General features: G+C 77.2%; 12 protein-coding genes. 7 read left to right on the top strand and 5 right to left on the bottom strand.

Going from position 1 to position 18,577, the window contains the following annotated elements:
* Positions 1-718 precede the first annotated feature (718 nt).
* The gene (locus ACFU7Z_RS04065; protein WP_380775799.1) at positions 719-1,678 is read right to left on the bottom strand and encodes a hypothetical protein; all 960 of its coding nucleotides are present in this window, start codon (positions 1,676-1,678) and stop codon (positions 719-721) included.
* A 287-nt stretch (positions 1,679-1,965) separates the two neighbouring features.
* On the opposite strand from ACFU7Z_RS04065, the gene ACFU7Z_RS04070 reads away from it, so the two are divergent.
* Positions 1,966-2,337, top strand: a complete 372-nt coding sequence (locus tag ACFU7Z_RS04070; protein ID WP_074004943.1) for a hypothetical protein — start codon at positions 1,966-1,968, stop codon at positions 2,335-2,337.
* Positions 2,338-2,641: 304 nt separating this feature from the next.
* On the top strand, positions 2,642-3,280 hold the full coding sequence (locus ACFU7Z_RS04075; protein WP_074004942.1) for a sigma-70 family RNA polymerase sigma factor: 639 nt from the start codon (positions 2,642-2,644) through the stop codon (positions 3,278-3,280).
* 73 nt (positions 3,281-3,353) lie between these two features.
* Here ACFU7Z_RS04075 and ACFU7Z_RS04080 read toward each other — a convergent pair whose 3' ends face one another.
* The gene (locus ACFU7Z_RS04080) at positions 3,354-6,182 is read right to left on the bottom strand and encodes a BTAD domain-containing putative transcriptional regulator (protein ID WP_380775801.1); all 2,829 of its coding nucleotides are present in this window, start codon (positions 6,180-6,182) and stop codon (positions 3,354-3,356) included.
* 428 nt (positions 6,183-6,610) lie between these two features.
* Between ACFU7Z_RS04080 and ACFU7Z_RS04085 the strand changes: the two genes are divergently transcribed.
* Entirely contained in the window at positions 6,611-9,289 is a 2,679-nt protein-coding gene (locus ACFU7Z_RS04085) for a BTAD domain-containing putative transcriptional regulator (protein ID WP_380775803.1), read from the top strand.
* Positions 9,290-9,617: 328 nt separating this feature from the next.
* Positions 9,618-11,999 (top strand): ATP-binding protein, encoded by a 2,382-nt coding sequence (locus ACFU7Z_RS04090; RefSeq protein WP_380775805.1) that lies wholly within the window; start codon positions 9,618-9,620, stop codon positions 11,997-11,999.
* 100 nt (positions 12,000-12,099) lie between these two features.
* On the opposite strand, the gene ACFU7Z_RS04095 is transcribed toward ACFU7Z_RS04090, so the two are convergent.
* Positions 12,100-13,377 (bottom strand): serine hydrolase domain-containing protein, encoded by a 1,278-nt coding sequence (locus ACFU7Z_RS04095; RefSeq protein WP_380775807.1) that lies wholly within the window; start codon positions 13,375-13,377, stop codon positions 12,100-12,102.
* Positions 13,378-13,747: 370 nt separating this feature from the next.
* Here ACFU7Z_RS04095 and ACFU7Z_RS04100 point away from each other — a divergent pair, with 370 nt between their 5' ends.
* The gene (locus ACFU7Z_RS04100; protein ID WP_074004937.1) at positions 13,748-14,644 is read left to right on the top strand and encodes an alkaline phosphatase family protein; all 897 of its coding nucleotides are present in this window, start codon (positions 13,748-13,750) and stop codon (positions 14,642-14,644) included.
* Positions 14,645-14,654: 10 nt separating this feature from the next.
* On the opposite strand, the gene ACFU7Z_RS04105 is transcribed toward ACFU7Z_RS04100, so the two are convergent.
* Positions 14,655-15,989 carry an MFS transporter gene (locus ACFU7Z_RS04105; protein WP_380775809.1) on the bottom strand — a complete coding sequence of 445 codons (1,335 nt, stop codon included), beginning with the start codon at positions 15,987-15,989 and terminating at the stop codon, positions 14,655-14,657.
* An 85-nt stretch (positions 15,990-16,074) separates the two neighbouring features.
* Here ACFU7Z_RS04105 and ACFU7Z_RS04110 point away from each other — a divergent pair, with 85 nt between their 5' ends.
* Both ACFU7Z_RS04110 and ACFU7Z_RS04115 read left to right on the top strand, forming a co-directional pair.
* Positions 16,075-16,638: a MarR family winged helix-turn-helix transcriptional regulator gene (locus tag ACFU7Z_RS04110; protein WP_380775811.1), complete on the top strand. Its 564-nt coding sequence runs from the start codon at positions 16,075-16,077 to the stop codon at positions 16,636-16,638.
* A gap of 243 nt (positions 16,639-16,881) precedes the next feature.
* Complete coding sequence (locus ACFU7Z_RS04115) at positions 16,882-17,277, top strand: hypothetical protein (protein ID WP_380775813.1); 396 nt, start codon at positions 16,882-16,884, stop codon at positions 17,275-17,277.
* Between the two features lie 109 nt (positions 17,278-17,386).
* On the opposite strand, the gene ACFU7Z_RS04120 is transcribed toward ACFU7Z_RS04115, so the two are convergent.
* A complete protein-coding gene (locus ACFU7Z_RS04120; protein ID WP_380775815.1) occupies positions 17,387-18,454 on the bottom strand; it encodes a trypsin-like serine peptidase in 1,068 nt (355 codons plus the stop codon).
* Positions 18,455-18,577: the final 123 nt, after the last annotated feature.

The raw sequence follows: 18,577 nt of genomic DNA on the forward strand, positions 1-18,577 counted from the left end.
ACTAACTCAGCCTGGTGCGGCCGCTGCACACCCGGGCCGACCGGTTCGCCACCTCCGCGTCCCCCCGCCCCCGCCCCCCCCCGGGGCGGCGCCCGACCCGGGCTCGGCCGCCGCCGCCCTCGTCCTCGGCCACCGCCCGGACCTGACCGTCGACCAGCCGGCCGAAGACCGGCAAGCCGCCGCCTCCCGCGGCCCTGGCCATCAGTACGGCCACGGCACCGTCGGCCCCGTCGCCGCTGCCACCCCGGCGGTCGTCCTCACCACGCGCCCCGCTCCACCCGAGAGCGGCGCCGGCATCGAGGCGGGCCTCCTCGCCCTCACCGTCCTCGCGGCCGTCGCCCTGGCGGCGGTGGCCGCCGCCGTGGCCCCGCGTGCCAGGGGCCGGCGCCCGGGCCGTGCGGAGGCGAGCCGACGGGGCGCCGCTTCCGAGCCGGTCGTCCGGCCGGGGCCGAGGGCCTGACGGGAGGAATCCGCTCGTCGTGGTGATCGGCGCCGTGGGACCATCAGGGCCCCTCAGGGACCGGATACGCCCGGCGGCTGAAGGACGGCACGGCACGGGAACGGAGGGCCCTGATGACGGATCGACAACCGCCGACGGCGAGAGAGCTGGTGCTCGGCTTCGTCGCCGCGCTCGACCAGGCGGAGGCGGCGTTGTGCGAGGCGGTGCCCCCGATGGAGCGCTTGGCGGACATCCTGGCGGCGGCACGCTCGGGGCGGCTCAGCGGTGCTCGGCCATGCCGTCGCCGATGAGGGCGGCGAGCTCCAGGTAGTCGAGGCGGGCCCGGGAGCGGAGGGCGGCGGGGGCGGCCGGGAGGGTGAGGGCGGCGCGGCAGCGGGTGCGGAAGTGGGGGAGGAGGTCGCGGTCGGCGACCGGGCGGTCGGTGGGCGGGGCGGGGGTGAAGGCGGCGACCGCCCCGCGGGCCAGGCCGTGGTGGCCGAGGGCGGCGAGGTGGTCGAGGAGGGCGTCGGCGGTGCGGGCTCCGGTGGCGGAGGCCGGGGCGCAGAGGAGCAGCCGGTCGGCGTGTTCGACGGCGGCGAGCCGGACCTCGGCCGGGGCGCCGGTGGTGTCCGCGAGGACCACCGGGTAGTGGCCGTCGGCCTCGCCGAGGGCCTCCCGCAGGGCGGCCGGGTCCGGCCGTACGGACCGCAGCACCCGGCCGCCCGTGCGGCATTCGCTCCCGGCGGGCCCGGCGGTGGTGAGGACGAGCACCGGGTGGGCCCGGTGTTCCGCGAGCAGGGCGCCGAGGAGGGCGGTGGCCCCCTCGGCGGGGCCGCCCAGGACGGCGATCCGGTGGCGGGTCCGCAGCGGCGCCCGGACGCGGTCGAGCAGGCGCCGCCGCCGTGCCTCGCCGCCGCCGGGGAGGGCGAGCCGCAGGGTGCGCGGGCGGTCGGTGTCGAGGCGCGGTACGGGCGGTGCGGGTAGCGGTGCGAGGGCAGGCGGGCTCGGCGGCAGGAACGGAAGCGGCGCCGCCGAGGACGGTCCGACGGCCGGCTCCCGGGTGGACGGCCGCCGTTCGGCGGGCGGGATCAGGACGGTGCCGAGCGGGTCCAGCGGGCGCGGGGGCAGCCGGGGCAGTGGGGGCAGCAGGGCGACGGGCTCGGGCCAGACGGCCGGCGAGTAGTCGGGTGCGGCCTGGGCGGTGCCGCCCGCGCCCGCGGTGCCGTCGGAGTAAGCCATCGGACGACCTCCCGGTCCCTGGTGCGCCGGACGGGTGCCTCCGGTCCGGCCGACCGTACGGTCTACCCGTACAGCCGGGAGTACGGCTGAAGGCTACCCTCCGGTTCAGCTGAACCGCTGGTGGTGGAGGGCCCGTTGAGCGGAACAGGGCGCACGGCGCGCCCCCTGTCGCTTCGGGAGGCCCGTAACGAGAAAACCCTCCGCCCGACCGGCTACCGATCGGTACCGTCATCGGGTGGCACCCGGCGTCCGCCGAGTGTCACCGAGTCGGAAGGAGCGTGAGTCCCGTGAACGGGACGGGGGAGGGCCGCGGCATGGCCGCGGACGGGCCGGAGGCGCGGGAGTTCGTCGCGGCCCTGGTGCGGGCCGGGGCGCCGAGCGCGGCCGGGCCGGCCGGGCTGGCGGTGCCCGAGGCGGCGGCGGAGCGGGTGATCGCGGTCGCCCGGCGGCTGGCGCTGCGTGCGGCGCCGGAGGAGCGGCCGCGGCCGGAGTCGGGGCTGCTGGGCGTGGCGACGGCGCTGGTGGTGGACGAGCACCCGTCGGCACCGGTGTGGTCGGCGGCGGAGCGGCAGCTGTTGGCGGGCTGGGTCGCGGTGCTGATCGAGCACCGGGGCGAGGACGGGGTGCGGGAGCTGCTCGGGGCGCTCGCCGAGGGCTGACACCGCGGCCCGGTGCGGCGCTCGGCGGGGGGCCGGGCGCCGAACCGGGCGGTGGCGGAGGAAGCCGCAGCTCACGGCCGCTAACGACCGGCCAACAGTCGTCGGCGCCCGCCAACGGTGGCACTCGGGGGCGGCCCGAGTGCCCCGGGCGGGGGCGTTGGCGGATCCTTGGTGCGGACTTGGCGGGCTCCGGCAGTGTGCTGGTGCAGCCACCGCCGGGGATCTCCGGCGGTGCCCAGCACGCCCTGCCCGTGCTGCGTCCCCTGCCCGTGCTGCGCCCCCTGCCCGACCTGAGAGGTAGCGCGTGTCGAAGCCGTCCGTCGCCCAGCCCACGTCCGTCACCCCGCCGTCCGAGGGTCCGGCCGCCGCGCCGGAGGGCGCCACCGCCCCGGCCCGCCCGACCCTCGACCCCGACGTGCTCGCCGAGATCCACCGGCTGCACGGCGGCTACCTGCTGCGCGCGCTGCTGCGGGCCACCGGCGGGGACCGCGGCAAGGCCGAGGACATCCTCCAGGAGACCCTGCTGCGCGCCTGGCAGCACCCGGAGGCGCTGGCCGCCGGCGCGGAGGCGGCCCGGCCCTGGCTGTTCACGGTCGCCCGGCGGATCGCGATCGACCACTACCGGATGGCCGCCGCCCGCGCCAAGGAGGTGATCGGCGAGACGGTCGAGGACCGGCCGGTCGCCGACGACCCGTACGAGCAGGTGGTGGTGGCCCGGGACCTCGCGCTGGCGCTGCGCCGGGTGCAGAAGCACCACCGCGAGGTGCTGGTCGAACTCCACCTCAAGGACCGCTCGGTGCTGGAGGCCTCGGCCCGGCTGGGGGTGCCGCCGGGGACGGTCAAGTCCCGCAACTTCTACGCGATCCGGGCGCTGCGCCCGGTGCTGGCGACGGAGCACGGGTACGCCCCGACGGTGCGCGGGGCGGCCTCGGCGGCCGGCTGACGGGGCCGTCCGGCTCCGGATGGACAGGAGCACCGGCCGACCGGGGCGCGGCCCCTCGCGCCGACCGTCCGGTTCAGTCGTCCGTCGCCCGCCGGCCGGTGCGGAGGTTGAGCGACTCCTCCAGGCTGGTGGTGAACTCGCTGCAGTGGCCCGCCTGCCGGTCGTGCGAGCGGAAGCGGTCCAGCGCCGTGCGCAGCCGGCCGCGCACCTCCGGTTCCCGTCCCCGGGCCAACAGGTAGGCGGCGTAGGACTGTTCGGCCACCGCGTGCAGGTACAGCAGGCCGGCCTCCTCGCAGGCGGCGAGCAGCCGGTGCCAGGCGAGGTCGGCGGCGTCGTCGCGGACGGTCGGCGCGAGGGCCTGCGCCTCGGTCAGCAGCGACCAGAGGTGGACCTGGGTGACGGGCGTGGCCGGCAGCAGCTCGCGGGCCTCCCGGGACCGGCGCTGGGCGCCCTCCCGGTCCCCGGCGGCCAGGCTGACCCAGCCCTGGTGCACCTTGGCGTCGACCAGCCGGCGGCGGTCGCCGGACTCCAGGGCGAGCGCCGTGGCGGCGGCGGCCAGCCGCTCTGCCTCGGCGGCGTGGCCGAGCATCGCGGTGACCAGCGCCAGCGTGGCGAGGGCCCGGACGTGCGCGGACGCGGCGGCGGGCCCGGTGGCGGACTCGGCCGCGGCGACCGCCTTCCGGGCCGCCTCCGCGGACTCCTGCCGGCGTTCCAGCGCGACCAGGGCCTGCGCCCGGCAGTTGAGCAGCAGCGCGACCGCGACGGGGTCGCCGCACCGTTCGGCCGCGGCCTGCCCCAGCCGGGCGCTGGCGAGCCAGTCGGTGAAGCGGCTGGCGCCGTAGTAGAGCGAGCCGCAGGTCAGCGCGAGCCGCCAGGCCCGGGCCGGGTCGGTGTCGGGGGACGCGACCAGCGCGGAGACCGCCGGCTCCTCGGCGTCGAACCAGTCGAGCGCGGTGCGGATGTCGCCGACGGCCGGGAGGGCCTGCGCCGGACCGGCGGGCGGGGCGGTGTCCTCCTGGCCGGGGTCGAGGAAGGACCCGCAGTGTCCGAGGGCCGTGAGGTAGTGGTCGGCCAGGCGGTCGCGCAGCAGCCGCCGGTGCTGTTCGGGCCGTTCGGCGAGCAGCCCGGCGCCGTACAGCCGGACCAGGTCGGTACGGGCGTGGCGGCCGGGGGCGGTGCCGGTGAGCAGGTGGTGGGAGGCCAGCTCGCCGAGCACCCGGTGGGCGGTCGCGGTGTCGCTGCCGAGCAGGGCGGCGCCCGCCGGGGTGTCCACCTCGCGGCCGGGGTGGGCGGCCAGGGCGGTGAGCAGTTCGGCCGCGGGTGCGGAGAGCCGGCGGTGGGTCAGCCCGAGCCGGCCCGCGACGGAGAGCGTGCCGTCGGCGTCCAGGACGGCCAGCCTGGTCCGTTCGTCGGCGAGTTCGGCGACCAGCCCGGCGATCGTCCGGTCCGGCCGGTCGGCCAGGCGGGCGGCGGCGATCCGCAGGGCGAGCGGCAGGTGGTCGCAGAGCCCGGCGAGGCGGGCGGCGGCCTCCGGCTCGGCGCGCAGCCGCTCGGGCGTCAGGGCGCGCTCCAGCAGGTGCAGGGCGTCGTCCTCGGGCAGCGCGGCCAGGCGCAGCAGGGTGGCCCCCTCGACGGCGACCAGGCTCTCCAGCGAGCCCCGGCCGGTGACCACGGCGGTGCCGGCCGGGCCGGCGGGCAGCAGGTCGGCGACCTGGTCCGCGTCGGCGGCGTCGTCCAGCAGCACCAGCAGCCGCCGGCCCCGGGTGCGCTCGCGGTAGAGCGCGGCCCGGGCGGCGCGCCCCTCGGGGACGCCGTCCTCCGGTACGCCGAGCGCGCGCAGGAAGCCGGCCAGGACGGCCTCGGGCCGGGCGGGGCCGTCCGGGGCGAGGCCGTGCAGTTCGGCGTGGAGCAGTCCGTCCGGGAAGCGGTCGGCGGCCCGGTGCGCCCAGGTGGTGACCAGCGCGCTCTTGCCGACCCCGGCCGGGCCGACCACCAGCACCGGGCCGTCCCCGGCGCGGCCGGTCCCGCAGGCCAGGTCGAGGCGGGCCAGGTCGGTGGTGCGGCCGACGAAGTCCGGGTGGCGGCGGGGGAGTCGGCGCGGCACCGGCGCGGGCTGCGGGGCCGCTCCGGGGGCCGGCGCAGCGGCGGGCGGCGGCTCCGCCGTACGGTCGTCGGCCAGCACCTCGGCGAGCGCCGCGCGCAGCGCCGGGCCGGGGTTGATGCCCAGTTCGTCGTCCAGCCGGATCCGGGCCTGGTGGTAGGCGGTCAGCGCCTCCGCGGACCGGCCCGCCTGGTGCAGGCAGCGCATCAGCATGGCCACCAGCTCCTCGCGCAGCCCGTCCAGCCGCACCCCGTGCTTCAGCAGCGGCACGGCCGAGGCCCCGGCGCCCTGGCCCAGCCGCAGCCCGGCCCAGCAGAGCAGGGCGGCGGTGCGGGACTGCCTCAGCCGGTCCACCGCGGCGTCCCGCAGGGGGGTTTCGGGCAGGTCGGCCAGCGCCTCGCCGCGCCACAGCCGCAGCGCCTCCTCCAGCAGCGCGACCGCCGTGGTGCAGTCGCCGAGGCCGGCCTGCCCCTCGGCCTCGCCGGCGAGCTCCTCGAAGCGCAGCGCGTCCACGGCGTCGGCCGGCCCGGTCAGCAGGTAGCCGGAGTCCCGGGTGTGCAGCTCGAACGGGGTGTCGGCGAGCACCTTCCGCAGCGCGGCGACGTGCCCCTGCACGGCCGCCCGGGCGGTGGGCGGCGGCTGCTCGTCCCAGAGCAGCTCGCACAGCTGGTCCATGGTGACCACGAGCCCCAACCGCAGCGCCAGCATCGCCAGGACGGCCCGCCGCTGGGCACCCGCCACGCTCGCGAAGCCGTCCGCCCCGACCCGCAACTCCACCGGCCCGAGCAGCCGAATCCGCACCGGTACCCCCCACCTCGCCCCAAAACCGCACATCACACCCGAAGCGGCCATCGGCCCTCGGGGTGGAGCAGTGTAGTGCGAGAACCTGTCCGGTCCACGCCGGACGGCTGCTCCCGCCCTCGGACGCCCGCCCGCGCGGGGCGCCCGCCCCCGGTCCGACCGGGCTCCACGGGGCACCCCTGAGAGGGATGCCGATGGGGCCGGTGACGGTTGCACCGGACGGCGGACGCGGGGCCGTGCCGCCGTGCCCGGCCCGTCCGGAGCGGCGGACGCGGGGCCGTGCCGCGGTGGCCGCTCGGCTAGGAGCCGCGGACGCGGCGCCGGTGTCGTACCGGCCCGGTACCGTACGGCCGACGTCAAGGGCCCGGTCGGCCCTATCCTCGAACCAGCCGGGGAGTCGACGGATGGTGGGGGAGGGGAACGGGCGCGTGCACATCGATCTGCTCGGGCCGGTGGTGGTGCGGCGGGAGGACGGGACGGCGGTGACGCCCTCGGCCCCCAAGCGCCGGGCGCTGCTGAGCGCGCTCGCCGTACGGCTGAACCGGACGGTGGCCACCGAGGAGCTGATCGAGCTGGTCTGGGAGGGCTGCGCGCCGCCCACCGCGCGGGCCGCCCTGCAGGGCCACGTCGCGGCGGTGCGCCAACTGCTGGACGGCTCCGGGCTGGAGCTGGGCACCCGGGGGGCCGGCTACCTGCTGGCCGGTGAGCCCGACCGGGTCGACGTGCTGCGCTTCGGCCGGCTCTGCGAACAGGCCGGCGTGCTGCTCCCCGAGCCCGCCGCCCCGCTGGACGGTGCCCCGCCGGGGACCGCCCCGCCGGAGCCCGCCCCGATGGAGGCCGCGCCGGTGGAGGCCGCGCCGGCGGACGGCGCCCCGCCCCTGCTGCGCGCCGCGCTGGACCTGTGGCGCGGCCCGGCGCTCGCCGACTGCGGCTCCGCCCTGCTGCGCGAGCGGACCCTCCCGTACCTGACCGACCTGCGGCTGCGCGCCCTGGAACGGCTGGCCGACGGCCTGCTCCGGGACGGCCGGGGCGGCGAACTGGCCGCCGAACTCGCCGAGGCCGCCGACGGCCACCCCGCCCGGCAGACGCTGGCCGCCCGGCTGGTGCGCTGCCTGGAGCAGGACGGGCGGAGCGCCGAGGCGCGGGAGCGCTACGAGCGCGCGGTGGCCCGGCTCCCCCGGCCGCCCGGCCCGGAGCTGCGCCTGGCCGGCGAGCAGTCCGGCGCCCGGCCCGCCGCCGACCGCCGGTTCGTCGGCCGGACGGACGAACTCGCCCGGCTGGACCAGGTGGTGCCCGCCGCCCGGGACGGCCGCCCGATCCTGGTCACCGGCCCCGCCGGGGTCGGCAAGACCAGCCTGGTCCGGCAGTGGACGGCCCGGCGCGGCGACGCCTACTTCCCGGACGGCGTCCTCCACGCCGAGCTGCGCGGCTTCGACCCGGACGGGCCGCGCGAACCCGCCGAGGTGCTCGGCGAGTTGCTCACCGCGCTCGGTACGGCCCCGGACGCCCTGCCCCGCGACCCCGAGGACCGCGCCCGCCGCTACCGCGAACTGGTCGGCGGCCGAAGGATGCTGGTCGTGCTGGACGACGCCGCCTCCTACGAGCAGCTCGCCCCGCTGCTGCCCGACCCACCGGCCACCGACAGCGAGCCCGCCCCGGTCGCGATCGTCACCAGCCGCAGCCGGCTGCGCCACCTGGTGGTCCGCACCGGCGGCATCCCGCTGCCGCTGGGGGTGCTCGGCCCCGAGGAGGCCGCCGCCCTGCTCGCCCGCGTCCTCGGCGAGGACCGCACGGCCGGTGAGCCGGAGGCGGTCGCGGAACTCGCCGAGCGCTGCGACCACCTGCCGCTCGCGCTGCGCCTGGCCGCCGCCCGGCTGGCCGCCCGGCCCGACTGGTCCGTGGCCGACCTCGCCGCCGAACTCGCCGACGAGCAGACCGGTCCGGCGGCCCTCTCCGGCACCGGCACCGCCGGCGGCCCGCTCGGCCTCACCGCCGCGCTGGACCGGACGTACCGCACACTGGCGCCCGACGCCGCCCGGCTGTTCACCCTGCTCGGCCTGCACCCCGGCGCGGAGCTCGACACCGACACCGCCGCCGCCCTCGCCGACCTCCCGCCCGCCGCCACCCGCACCCTGCTGACCCGGCTGGACGCCGTCCACCTGCTGGAGGAGAGCGGCCCCGGCCGGTACGCCCGGCGCGAGCTGGTCCGCCGCCACGCCGCCGCGCAGGCCGCCGAACTCACCTGCGACGAACGGTTCCTCGCCCTCGACCGGCTGATCGCCCACTACCTCGACGTCACCGCCGGCTGGACGGCCGGCGGCGCGGCGACCGTGGGCGCGGGGGCCTGGTTCCGCCGCGAGGAGAGCGCCCTGCGCGCGGTGGTGGTCTGCGCCGAGCAGCAGGGACGGCCCGCCGCGGCCTGGCAACTCGCTCACCGGGCCTGCCGGTTGTACGAGACCACCGGCCACGACCGGACGCACTGGCGGGCCGTGGTCGAGGCCGGACTGCGCGCCGCCCACACCGACCGGGACGAGGCGGCGGTGGCCCGGCTCGCCACCGACCTCGCCGTCCTGCACGTCGACCGCGCGGCCCACCGCACCGCCGCCGACACCCTGGAGCGGGCCGTCGCGGCCGCCGACCGGTCCGGCGACGCGGCGCTGCGCCACCACTGCCGCAGCCGGGTGGCCGCCGCGCTGCTGCGGGCCGGCCGGTACGAGCGGGCGGTGCCCATGCTCGGCGACCTGGTCGCCGCCGCCCGCACCCCGGCCACCGACCACCTGCTGGTCCGCGCGCTCACCGACCTCGCCGACGCGCTGGTCCTGGCCGACGACCCCGGGCCCGCCCTGCGCCACGCCGACGAGGCGGTACGCGCCGCCACCGCCCGCTCCGGCGGCGCCGAGGCCGTCCTCGCCACCCACAGCCGGGCCCGCGCCCTGCACGCGCTCGGCCGCCGGGACGCCGCGCTCTCCTCGGCCCGGCTCGCCGTCGCCCTCGGCCGCACCGTCGGCGACCCGGCCCTCGAGGCCCGCTCCCACAACCTGCTCGCCGACCTGCTGGACGCCCTCGGGCGCACGGTCGAGGGTGCGGAGGCGAGGCGGCCGGCGTAGCGGCCCGGCGCAGGAGACCGGGGTGGAGGTCCGGCGCAGGGGTCCGGCATGGACCGGGGCCGGCCGCCGGTGGCGGGAATCCGCTGTTCGACCAGCGGAACCACAGGCGGAACTACCGGCGTCCCGCCCCTCGCGGAACCGCCCCCGCCCCGCCGCCCCGCCCGTACCCGTCCCTCCTGACCTGGGCGGATGCCCCGGGAGAGGGCGGAATAGGAGGAACCTGTCCGCCGGGGCATACTTCTGCCTGGAGCGCACCGCAGCGAACCGCCGGAGGCGACTCCAGGCAGAAGTGCGGAACTGCGCAGGACCGAGCGAGTGGGGGCGGGGCATGGCGGCCGGGGGCGGCACGGACACGGACGCGAACGAGTTCAGCCGCCTGCTGGCCGGGCACCGGGTGGCGGCGGGCCTGACCCAGGAGGAGCTCGCCGCGGCGGCCGGGGTCAGCCTGCGCGCCCTCGGGGACATGGAACGCGGCCGCACCCGCGGACCGCAGCGGCGCACCGTACGGGCCCTGGCCGAGGCGCTCGGGCTGGGCGGCGCGCAGGCGGACCTGCTGGACCGGGCCGCGCAGTCCGGACGCCCTCGCGGGGCGCGGCCGGCCCCGACGCCCGCCGGAGGCCGGGCCCGGCCCGGCCGGCCGGCCCCGCGCGAAGCCTCCGCCGACTCCACCGCCCGCGCAGCCGGCGCCCGCGACGACGCCCCGCCCGCGATCCCCGCCGAGCTCGGCCAGAGCGCCCTCGCGCTGCCCCGCGACATCGCCGACTTCACCGCCCGCGAGGACGCCCTCGCCCTGCTCGCCCGCCTCGCGGAGGACGAGCGCCCGGCCCACCCGCGCGTGGTGCTGGTCAGCGGTCAGCCCGGCCTCGGCAAGACCTCCTTCGCGCTGCACGCCGCCCACGCCCTGGCCGGGCGCTTCCCGGACGGCCAGCTCTCCCTCGACCTCGGCGGCATGTCCCCGCAGCCGCTGCCCGCCCGGGACGCGCTCGGCCAGGTGCTGCGCGCCCTGGGCGTCGCCGACGCCGCGGTGCCCGCCGGGACGGAGGAGCGGGCCGGCCTCTACCGGGCGCTGGTCCGCGAGCGGCGGCTCGTGCTGGTGCTGGACAACGCCGCCGACGAGAGCCAGGTGCGCCCGCTGCTGCCCGGCTCCGGCCCGGCCGTGACCATCGTGACCAGCCGCAACGTGCTGCCCGGCCTGGAGTCGGTGCACCGGCTGAGCCTGGACGTGCTGGCCCCGGCCGAGGCGGCCGGGCTGCTGGCCCGGATCGCCGGCCGCGAGCGGATCGAGGCGGCGCCCGACGCCACCGCCGAGCTGGCCAGGCTCTGCGGCTACCTGCCGCTCGCGCTGCGGATCGCCGGGCAGCGCCTGGTCGCCCGCCCGCAGCAGCCGGTCGCCCACCTGGTGCGCCAGCTCGCCGCCGAGGAGAACCGGCTGGACCTGCTGGAGACCGGCGACCTGGCCGTCCGCCCGGCCTTCGAGCTGTCCTACCGGCGGCTGCCCGCCGAGTCCCAACTCGTCCTCCGCCGCTGCGCGTTGACCGCCGGCCAGGACTTCACCGCGGAGATCGCCGCGGCCTACGCGGGCCGGTCGGCGGCCCGCACCGAACTGGTGCTGGAACAGCTCGTCGACGCGGGGCTGATGCAGGCGGCCACCCCGGACCGCTACCGCCTGCACGACCTGGTGCGGCTCTACGCCGGCGAGCGGCTGGCCGCCGACGAGACGGGCCAGGAACTGGCCGAGGCCCGCACCCGGGCCGGCCGCTGGATCCTCGGCCGGGCGGCCGAGTACGGCCTGCGGTTCGACCCCGACCACGCCACGGACGCGACCGGCACCGGTGGCACCGCCCCCGCGCACCTCACCGAGGCGGCCGCCTGGCTGGAGTACGAGCACCCGGAGTGGCTGGCCGCCCTGCAGCAGGCCCAGCGGGCCGGCCGCCACCGGGAGGTGGTGGACACCGCCGAGGCGATGCACTGGTTCTCCGACCGGCTGCTGAGCTGGGGCATCTGGGCCGAGGTGTTCCAGCTCTCGGCGGACGCCGCCCGCGCGATCGGGGACGAGCGGGTCGAGGCGGTGCACGTCAACTACCTGGCCTGGACGTACGTCACCTGCCTGCACCGCTACCAGCGCGGCATCGAACTGGCCACCGAGGGGCTGGAGCTGGCCCGCGCGGTGGGCGACCGGGAGCAGCAGGGCTGGGCGCTGACCTATCTCGCCTCGGGCCTGCGCTACCTCCAGCGGCACCGCGAGGCGACCGACGCCTTCCACCGGGCGGCCGACGCCTTCGCCGAGGTGGCCAACCGCTCCGCGATGATCGGCCGGCTGGTCACCCTGCGGGGCGCCGCCAACTGCCTGCGGGAGTCCGGCCGGGCGGAGGAGGCGGTGGAATCGCGCCGGCGGGCCCTGGCCGGGGCGCTGGAGCTGGTGGAGCGCTGGTCCTCGCCGCTGATCCACCTGCTGGCGGCCATGACCGCGCACGAACTGGGTCTGGACCGCGCGGCACTGAAGCGCTGGCCGGCCGCCGAGAAGGCCTACCGGCAGGCCCTGGTGCACTTCGAGGCGGTGGGCCGCCCGGACAGCATGACCAAGACGCTGACCGAGCTGGGCACCGCGCTGATCGAGCAGGGCCGCGCGGAGGAGGCCCGCGAACTGCTCACCGAGGCGCTCACCGACCTGAGCGCGGAGGGCCCCCGGGCGGCGGGCGCCCGGCACTGACCGTTCCCTCCGGGGCCCTGTCCGGTCACGCCGAGCGCCCGCCCCCGGCCGGACCGGAGCGGGCCGGAGGCGGGAGCGGGCGCGGGCCGTACGGCCGGTGTCAGATCCGGGTGTCCTCCACCACCGGCAGCGTGTCCACCGGGGCCGAGCCGACCAGGGCCGAGGCCGGCGCGAAGGCCGTCCGCGGGGCGACGGTGGGCTGCTTGCCGCAGAAGGCCGGCTCCAGGGTGTTCATCAGGCCCTGCGTCACCGCGCCGTTGTTGGAGGCGTTGGCGAAGACCACCACGCTGCGCCGCCCGTCCGGGGTCGTGAAGGACTGGGTGTTGAAGCCCTGCACGATGCCGCCGTGGCCGTACACGTCCCCGCAGGAGAGCGAGATGCGGCGCAGGCCCAGACCGTAGGCGATCTTCGCGGTGGGCGTGGGCAGGGCGGCGGTCATCTGCTGGAGCGAGGCGTCCGAGACGAGCCCGCCCTTGCCGCCGGCCATCAGCGCGGTGAGGAAGCGGTCGAGGTCCCCGGCGTCGGAGATGACGGCCCCGGCGGCCCACACCCAGGAGCCGGTCTGCGCGGTGGAGTCCAGCAGCGGCTTGGTGCGGTCGTCGTTGGTGAGGTAGCCGGTGACGTGGGTGCCGGTGATGCTCTGGTCGGGCACCACGAAGGAGGTCTTGTGCAGGCCGAGCGGCTGGATGATCCGCTCGTTCAGCACCTCCGGGAAGGTCTGGCCGGTGAGGTGCTCGACGGCCAGGCCCATCAGCACGTAGTCGGTGTTGGAGTAGGAGTAGCGGCTGCCGGGGGTCGACTGCAGGCCGTGCCTGACCGACATCGCGACCAGCGCGCGCGGGTCGTACACGGTGCTGCGGATGCGCGCCTCGAACGCGCTGGTGGTCTCCTCGCCGGCCTGCTCCAGCAGGTCGTTGGTGTGGTCGTAGACGCCGGCCCGGTGCTCCATCACCTGGCGGCCCGTCATGGTCCAGCTCTCCGGCAGGGTGTCCGCGGGCAGGTACTCGCGCAGCGGCCGGTCGAGGTCGATCCGGCCCTCCTGCGCCAGCTGCATCACGAGAACGGCGGCGAACATCTTGCTGTTGCTGCCGACCCGGAACCTCCACGAGGAGTTCATCGGGGTCCCGTCCAGGTCGGCCAGGCCGACGTTCACCGAGCGGGTCCGGTCGACGGCGCCGTGGTCGCTGATCACCGCGAAGGCGCCCGGGGCGCCGGCCGCGGTGGTGGCCTGGAGGGCGGTGCGCACACCGGTGAGGTCGGGGGCGGTCGGGTCGGTGGTGTCCTGGCCGGCGGCCGCGGCGGGCAGGGCACCGGTCGCCACCAGGACGGCGCCGGCGGCGGCCACCGCGAGCGGACGCAGAAGGCTGGTCTTCGCCATGTTCCTCGGTTCTCTCGTGAGCTGACGCGGCGTCGGACCGCGCCGTTCGAAGATCACTATCACTGGGCCGGGCGGTTGCTGGCAATGTGAACCGGTTCGCCCGCATTTCGCGTTGTCAGTGGCGGTTTCGGCGCGTCGGGGCGGTGGCACCGTTCGTTTCCCGCTCCGGGGCCAAGGTTTCACCTGCCGTCGTCTGCCCGCGTCACCCCGGGGGCCCCATGCTGTTCGGGCGCTTCCGCGCACTCCGGTGCGCCCGCCGCGCCGGTCTTCCCCTCACCGACCACGGAGCTTCCCCACGCCCCGGCCGGGCCGGCGGGGCCGGGGCGGCGTCCTGCTGCCCGCCGGGCCGTCTCCTAGCCGAGGAATTGTCATGACTTCGTCCACAAAGCCCCTGAACCCCCGCTCCCGCCGCACCGCGACCGCGATCGGCTCCGCCGTCGCCCTGCTCGCCGCCTCCGCCGGCCTCTGGGCGGCCACCGCCCCCACCGCCCAGGCCGCCGCGCTGCCCACGCCCGACCACATCGTCGTCGTGGTGATGGAGAACCACGCCTACACCCAGGTCATCGGCAGCAGCAGCGCCCCGTACCTCAACAACACCCTGAAGGCGGGCGGCGCCAACCTCACCCAGTCCTTCGGCATCACCCACCCGAGTGAGCCGAACTACTACGCGCTGTTCTCCGGCTCCACCCAGGGCACCGTCGACGACAGCTGTGTGACGGTCGGCGGCTTCCAGGCGGCCAACCTGGCCTCCGAGGTCATCGCCGCCGGCAAGACCTGGGGCAGCTACAACGAGTCCCTGCCCAGCCAGGGCAGCACCGTCTGCAGCAGCGGCAGCTACGCCCAGAAGCACAACCCGTGGTTCGGCTTCGGCAACGTCCCGGTCAGCTCGGCGAAGACCTTCGCCCAGTTCCCGACCGACTACAGCACCCTGCCGAACGTCTCCTTCGTGGTGCCGAACCTCTGCAGCGACATGCACGACTGCTCGGTCGGCACCGGCGACACCTGGATCAAGAACAACCTGGGCGCCTACGCCACCTGGGCGCAGACCCACAACAGCCTGCTGGTCGTCACCTTCGACGAGGACAACAAGCTGTCCGGCAACCGCATCCCGACCCTGGTCTACGGCGCCCACGTGACGCCCGGCAGCAGCAGCGCCACCACCTACAACCACTACAACGTGCTGCGCACCCTGGAGGACCTGGCCGGCACCACCGGCCACGCGGGCAACGCGGCCTCCGCCGCCGACATCACCGGCATCTGGAACTGACCGGCGGCGATCAGCCCTTGACCCCGGTTCGGGTTCGCGCCCGCGCCTGATCCCGAGCCCGGGCCGGTGGCCGTTCGGTCGGCGGCCCGGGCTCGGGCACGGTCGTCCGCCGGGCGCCGTACCGCCGGACGCCGGGCACCGCCGCCGTGCCCGCGCAGACCGCCGTCACCAGCCCCGCCGCCGCCAGCAGCGGCACCCGGTCGCCCCAGGCCCCGGCGGCCAGCGGGGCCAGGACGTAGCCGAGCGGGGCGGCGGCCAGCGAGAGCAGCCAGTCGTACGAGGTGACCCGGGCCAGCGTCCCCGGCGGGAAGTCCTGCTGGACCACCGTCTCCCAGAGCGGGTTGAGGAAGCCCAGCCCGGCCATCGCCACCGCCTGCGCGGCCACCGCGACCGGCGCCGGGGCGGGGAGGGCGAGCGCGAGCAGCGGCAGCCCGTACAGCGCGAGGGCGAGGTTGCCGGCCAGCACCGGGCGGCGGGGCCGCAGCCGGGCGGCGACCAGCGAGCCGACCAGCAGGCCCACCGCGCCAGCCTGGGTCAGCGCCACCCAGGCGCCGTCCCCGCCGAGCCGGGTGGCGGCGATCAGCGGGCCGAGGGTGAGCAGCACGGCGCTCGCGCCGTTCCACACCCCGTGGGCGATCAGGCTGGTCCAGTACCAGTCCCGGGAGCGCACCTCGCTCCAGCCCTCGGCGAGGTCCCGGCGCAGCGAGCGCGGGGCGTCGGGCACGGTGTCGTCGGGTGCGGTGTCGTCGGGTGCGGGGTCGCCGGTCGCGCGGTCGACGCGGAGCCGGGCGAGCAGGGCGGCGCTCAGGACGAAGGAGGCGCCGTCCAGGACGAACGCCCAGCCCGGTCCGGCGGTGTACACCAGCAGTCCGGCGAGCGCCGGGCCGCCGAGCCGGGCGGCGCCGGTCGCGGTGCCGAGCAGGGCGTTGGCCCGCAGCCGCAGCTCGCCCCGGACGGTGGCCGCGACCAGCGGCGAGGCGGTGGGCATGGCGAAGGCGGAGGCGATGCCGCCGACGGCCGAGGCGGCCGCGACGTGCGACAGCCGGGGGTGTCCGTCGAGCAGTTCCAGGCCGACGAGCAGCTGGGCGAGGGCCCGGACGAGGTCGGTGCCGAGGGCGACCAGGCGGGGATCGAAGCGGTCCCCGACCACTCCGCCGACCGGCAGGAGGAGCAGCTTCGGCACCATCGCGCAGCCCAGGACCAGGGCGAGTGCGGCGGCCGAGCCGGTGGCGCGGGTGATGGCGATGGCGAGCGCGGCCGGGACGACGGCGTCGCCGAGCGTGGAGACCGTCCGGCCGATGAAGAGCAGGCGGAAGCCGCTCAGGCTCAAGGGGTGTGCTGTCACGCGCCGTACTGTATTTCGGCGCCGAAATTTCGGCAACGAATATTTTGACGCCGTCGTTTCTGTGGCGGTTTGTAGACTCCTTCCCATGGCCGAGCACCCTTCCGAACAGCACACTCCGCCCCGCGGCCGGACGGGGCCCCACGACCGGACGGAGCCCCGCGACTGGACGGACGGTCACGTCGACCGCTGGCAACCGGTGCTGCCCGACCTCGACCCGGTCATCGAGGCCTCCGTCACCCGGATGTGGCGGCTCACCCGCCACCTCGGCCGGGTCCGCGAACAGGGCGTCGCCGACTACGGCCTGCACAAGCACGAGTTCGACACCCTGCACGTGCTCGCCGGCCGCGGCGGCCACGCCGCCCCCTCCGACCTGCGGGCCGACCTCAACCTCGCCCCGGCCTCGGTCACCGGCCGGCTGGAGACCCTGGAGCGGCGCGGCTTCGTCCTGCGCACGCCGTCCACGGAGGACCGCCGGAAGGTCGACATCGTCCTGACCGAGGCCGGGCGCGCCGCCTGGCGCAAGGCCCTGGACGTGGTGGGCCGGGAGGAGCAGCGGCTGCTGGGGGTGCTGTCCGAGGGGGAGCGGCGCACACTGGCGGACCTGCTGCGGAAGGTGATGCTCGCTCAGGAGACGACGCCGGAAGGCTAGACGTCCGTCACCGCTCCCGTACCGGGGTCGACCCGTGGCGCCCGCCCCTGGTATCGATGGGGGCGGGCGATTCGAACGAGTGCCGGTGCCGGACGGTGTGGGGGCGCGGCCCCGGGACGGGCGGGGCAACCCGTACCGGCGATCACGTCCTGGCAGGACGGCCTGCCGCAGTTCGCGCTGACCGACTACGGGCGCAGCGCCGAGTGCGCGCTGGAGCGCACGTGCTCGGTGTGCGGGCGGTTCATGGAGCGCGGACCGGTCTGGCGGGTGGTCGGCGCCGCCGAAAGCCCCGCGATCGCGGGGGCGCTCGCGGCCGGGCAGCCGTACCGCAACCTCGCGCCCACCATGGAGGGCCCCGGCCACCGGGCCTGCATGCTGTACGCCGCCATGGTCTGCCCGTACCCGGCCCGCCCCAACGCCCGGCTGCGGGCGGGCGCGGCGGGTTCGGGGGATCCGGCCGCCGTCCGGGGTGCGGTGCGCGGCGGCGCGGGCGCGGTGGTCGGGTTCGGCGACTACGAGTACGCCGCCACCGGGGCTCAGGTGCTGTTCCGCTTCCTCGACGTGGTCGGGTTCCTGCCGCACGAGTCGGCCGACGAGCACCTGGCCGAGCTGCGCGTCGAGCTGGCGAAGCCCTCGTAGCACTGGTGGCCCTCCCGGCTTTCGTGGCCCTCGTGGCGCTCGTGGCCCTCGCGGCCCGGTGGCCCGGTCGGCGGGAGGTGCCGGCCGGGCCGGGGCGTGGGCCGGAGGGTCAGAGCGCCCGGCTCTGCGCCCAGTCGTAGAGCCGGTGGGCGCTGTCCCCGAGGCGGGTGGCGTACAGCGTGTTGACCGGGCCGCCCGCGAGCTCCTCGGAGGTGGTGGTGACGCCGACGAGGGTGCCGGTCCCGGTGGCCGGGTCGAACCGGGCGAAGTGGGGGCCGCCGCTGGCCCCGTGGGACATGTCGCAGGACTCGCCCCACAGGACCGGGGCCTGGGGGCCGGGGCGGGCCGGTCCGGCGCAGTGGATCATGCGCGAGCCGGAGTACGTGGCGGCGGGGTTGTTCAGCCGGTCCTTGGGATAGCCGAAGGTGTGGACGAACTCGCCCTCGGCGGGCGGGGTGAAGGCGATCCGCTGGGCACCGGTGACGTCGGCGATCCGCCGCCCCCCGGTCGAGGGGTTCGCCACCAGGACCCCGGTGTCGTAACCGGCCACGGCGACGTCGTTCGAGGTCGTCCCGCCACGATCGGCGTCCCAGCGGGAGGAGGTGGCCATGGTCCTGATGCTGAAGCCGCCGAGCGGCTTGGTCCCGTTGCGGTAGCCGGGCACGAAGTAGAGGTTGTGGTTCCAGGTGTCGGCGGTCGCGGGGGCCCCGACGCCCCGCAGGCAGTGCGCCGCCGTGAGCAGCGTGCTGCGGTTGGCGCTGTTGACGACGGTCGCGGTGCAACTGCCGTCGTAGCCGTCGGAGAAGGTGAAGAAGAGCCGGCCGACGCTCCGGTCCACCGCTCCGCCGTGGGTCCACACGGCCCCGGGGTCCGGGGTGTCCGCGGGCAGCGGCCGCGGGTCGTCCGGCGTGTTGTCGTCCTCGGGCAGGGGCGTGATCTCGGGGACCAGGGCGCCCGCCAGCTTCATCCGGTCGGGCGTCCAGTAGGCGTCGATCCGGCCGCGCTCCTGCGCGGTCGTGGCGCCGGCGCGCGTGGTGGCGGTCTCCCGCTCCGCGGCGAGGGCCGTGTTCGGCAGCAGCACCGCCGCCGTGGTCGCACTCAGCAGGAGAGCGCCCACGGCGGCGAGCCTGCGGGGCATGGCGCGGTCGGTGGTCGGTGTTCCGGGTGTCTTCGGCATGCACGGCACCGTAGGCACGGGATGTCAGGCTCCCGTGTGGATCGGGTCTCGGCCGGCCGTCGAAACGATCAGGTTCCGGTAACGGCGTCCCGGTTCTGTACCGGTGGCCGCCGCGCCGCCTGA

This window comes from Kitasatospora sp. NPDC057518, assembly GCF_042802075.1.
Classification (GTDB): domain Bacteria; phylum Actinomycetota; class Actinomycetes; order Streptomycetales; family Streptomycetaceae; genus Kitasatospora.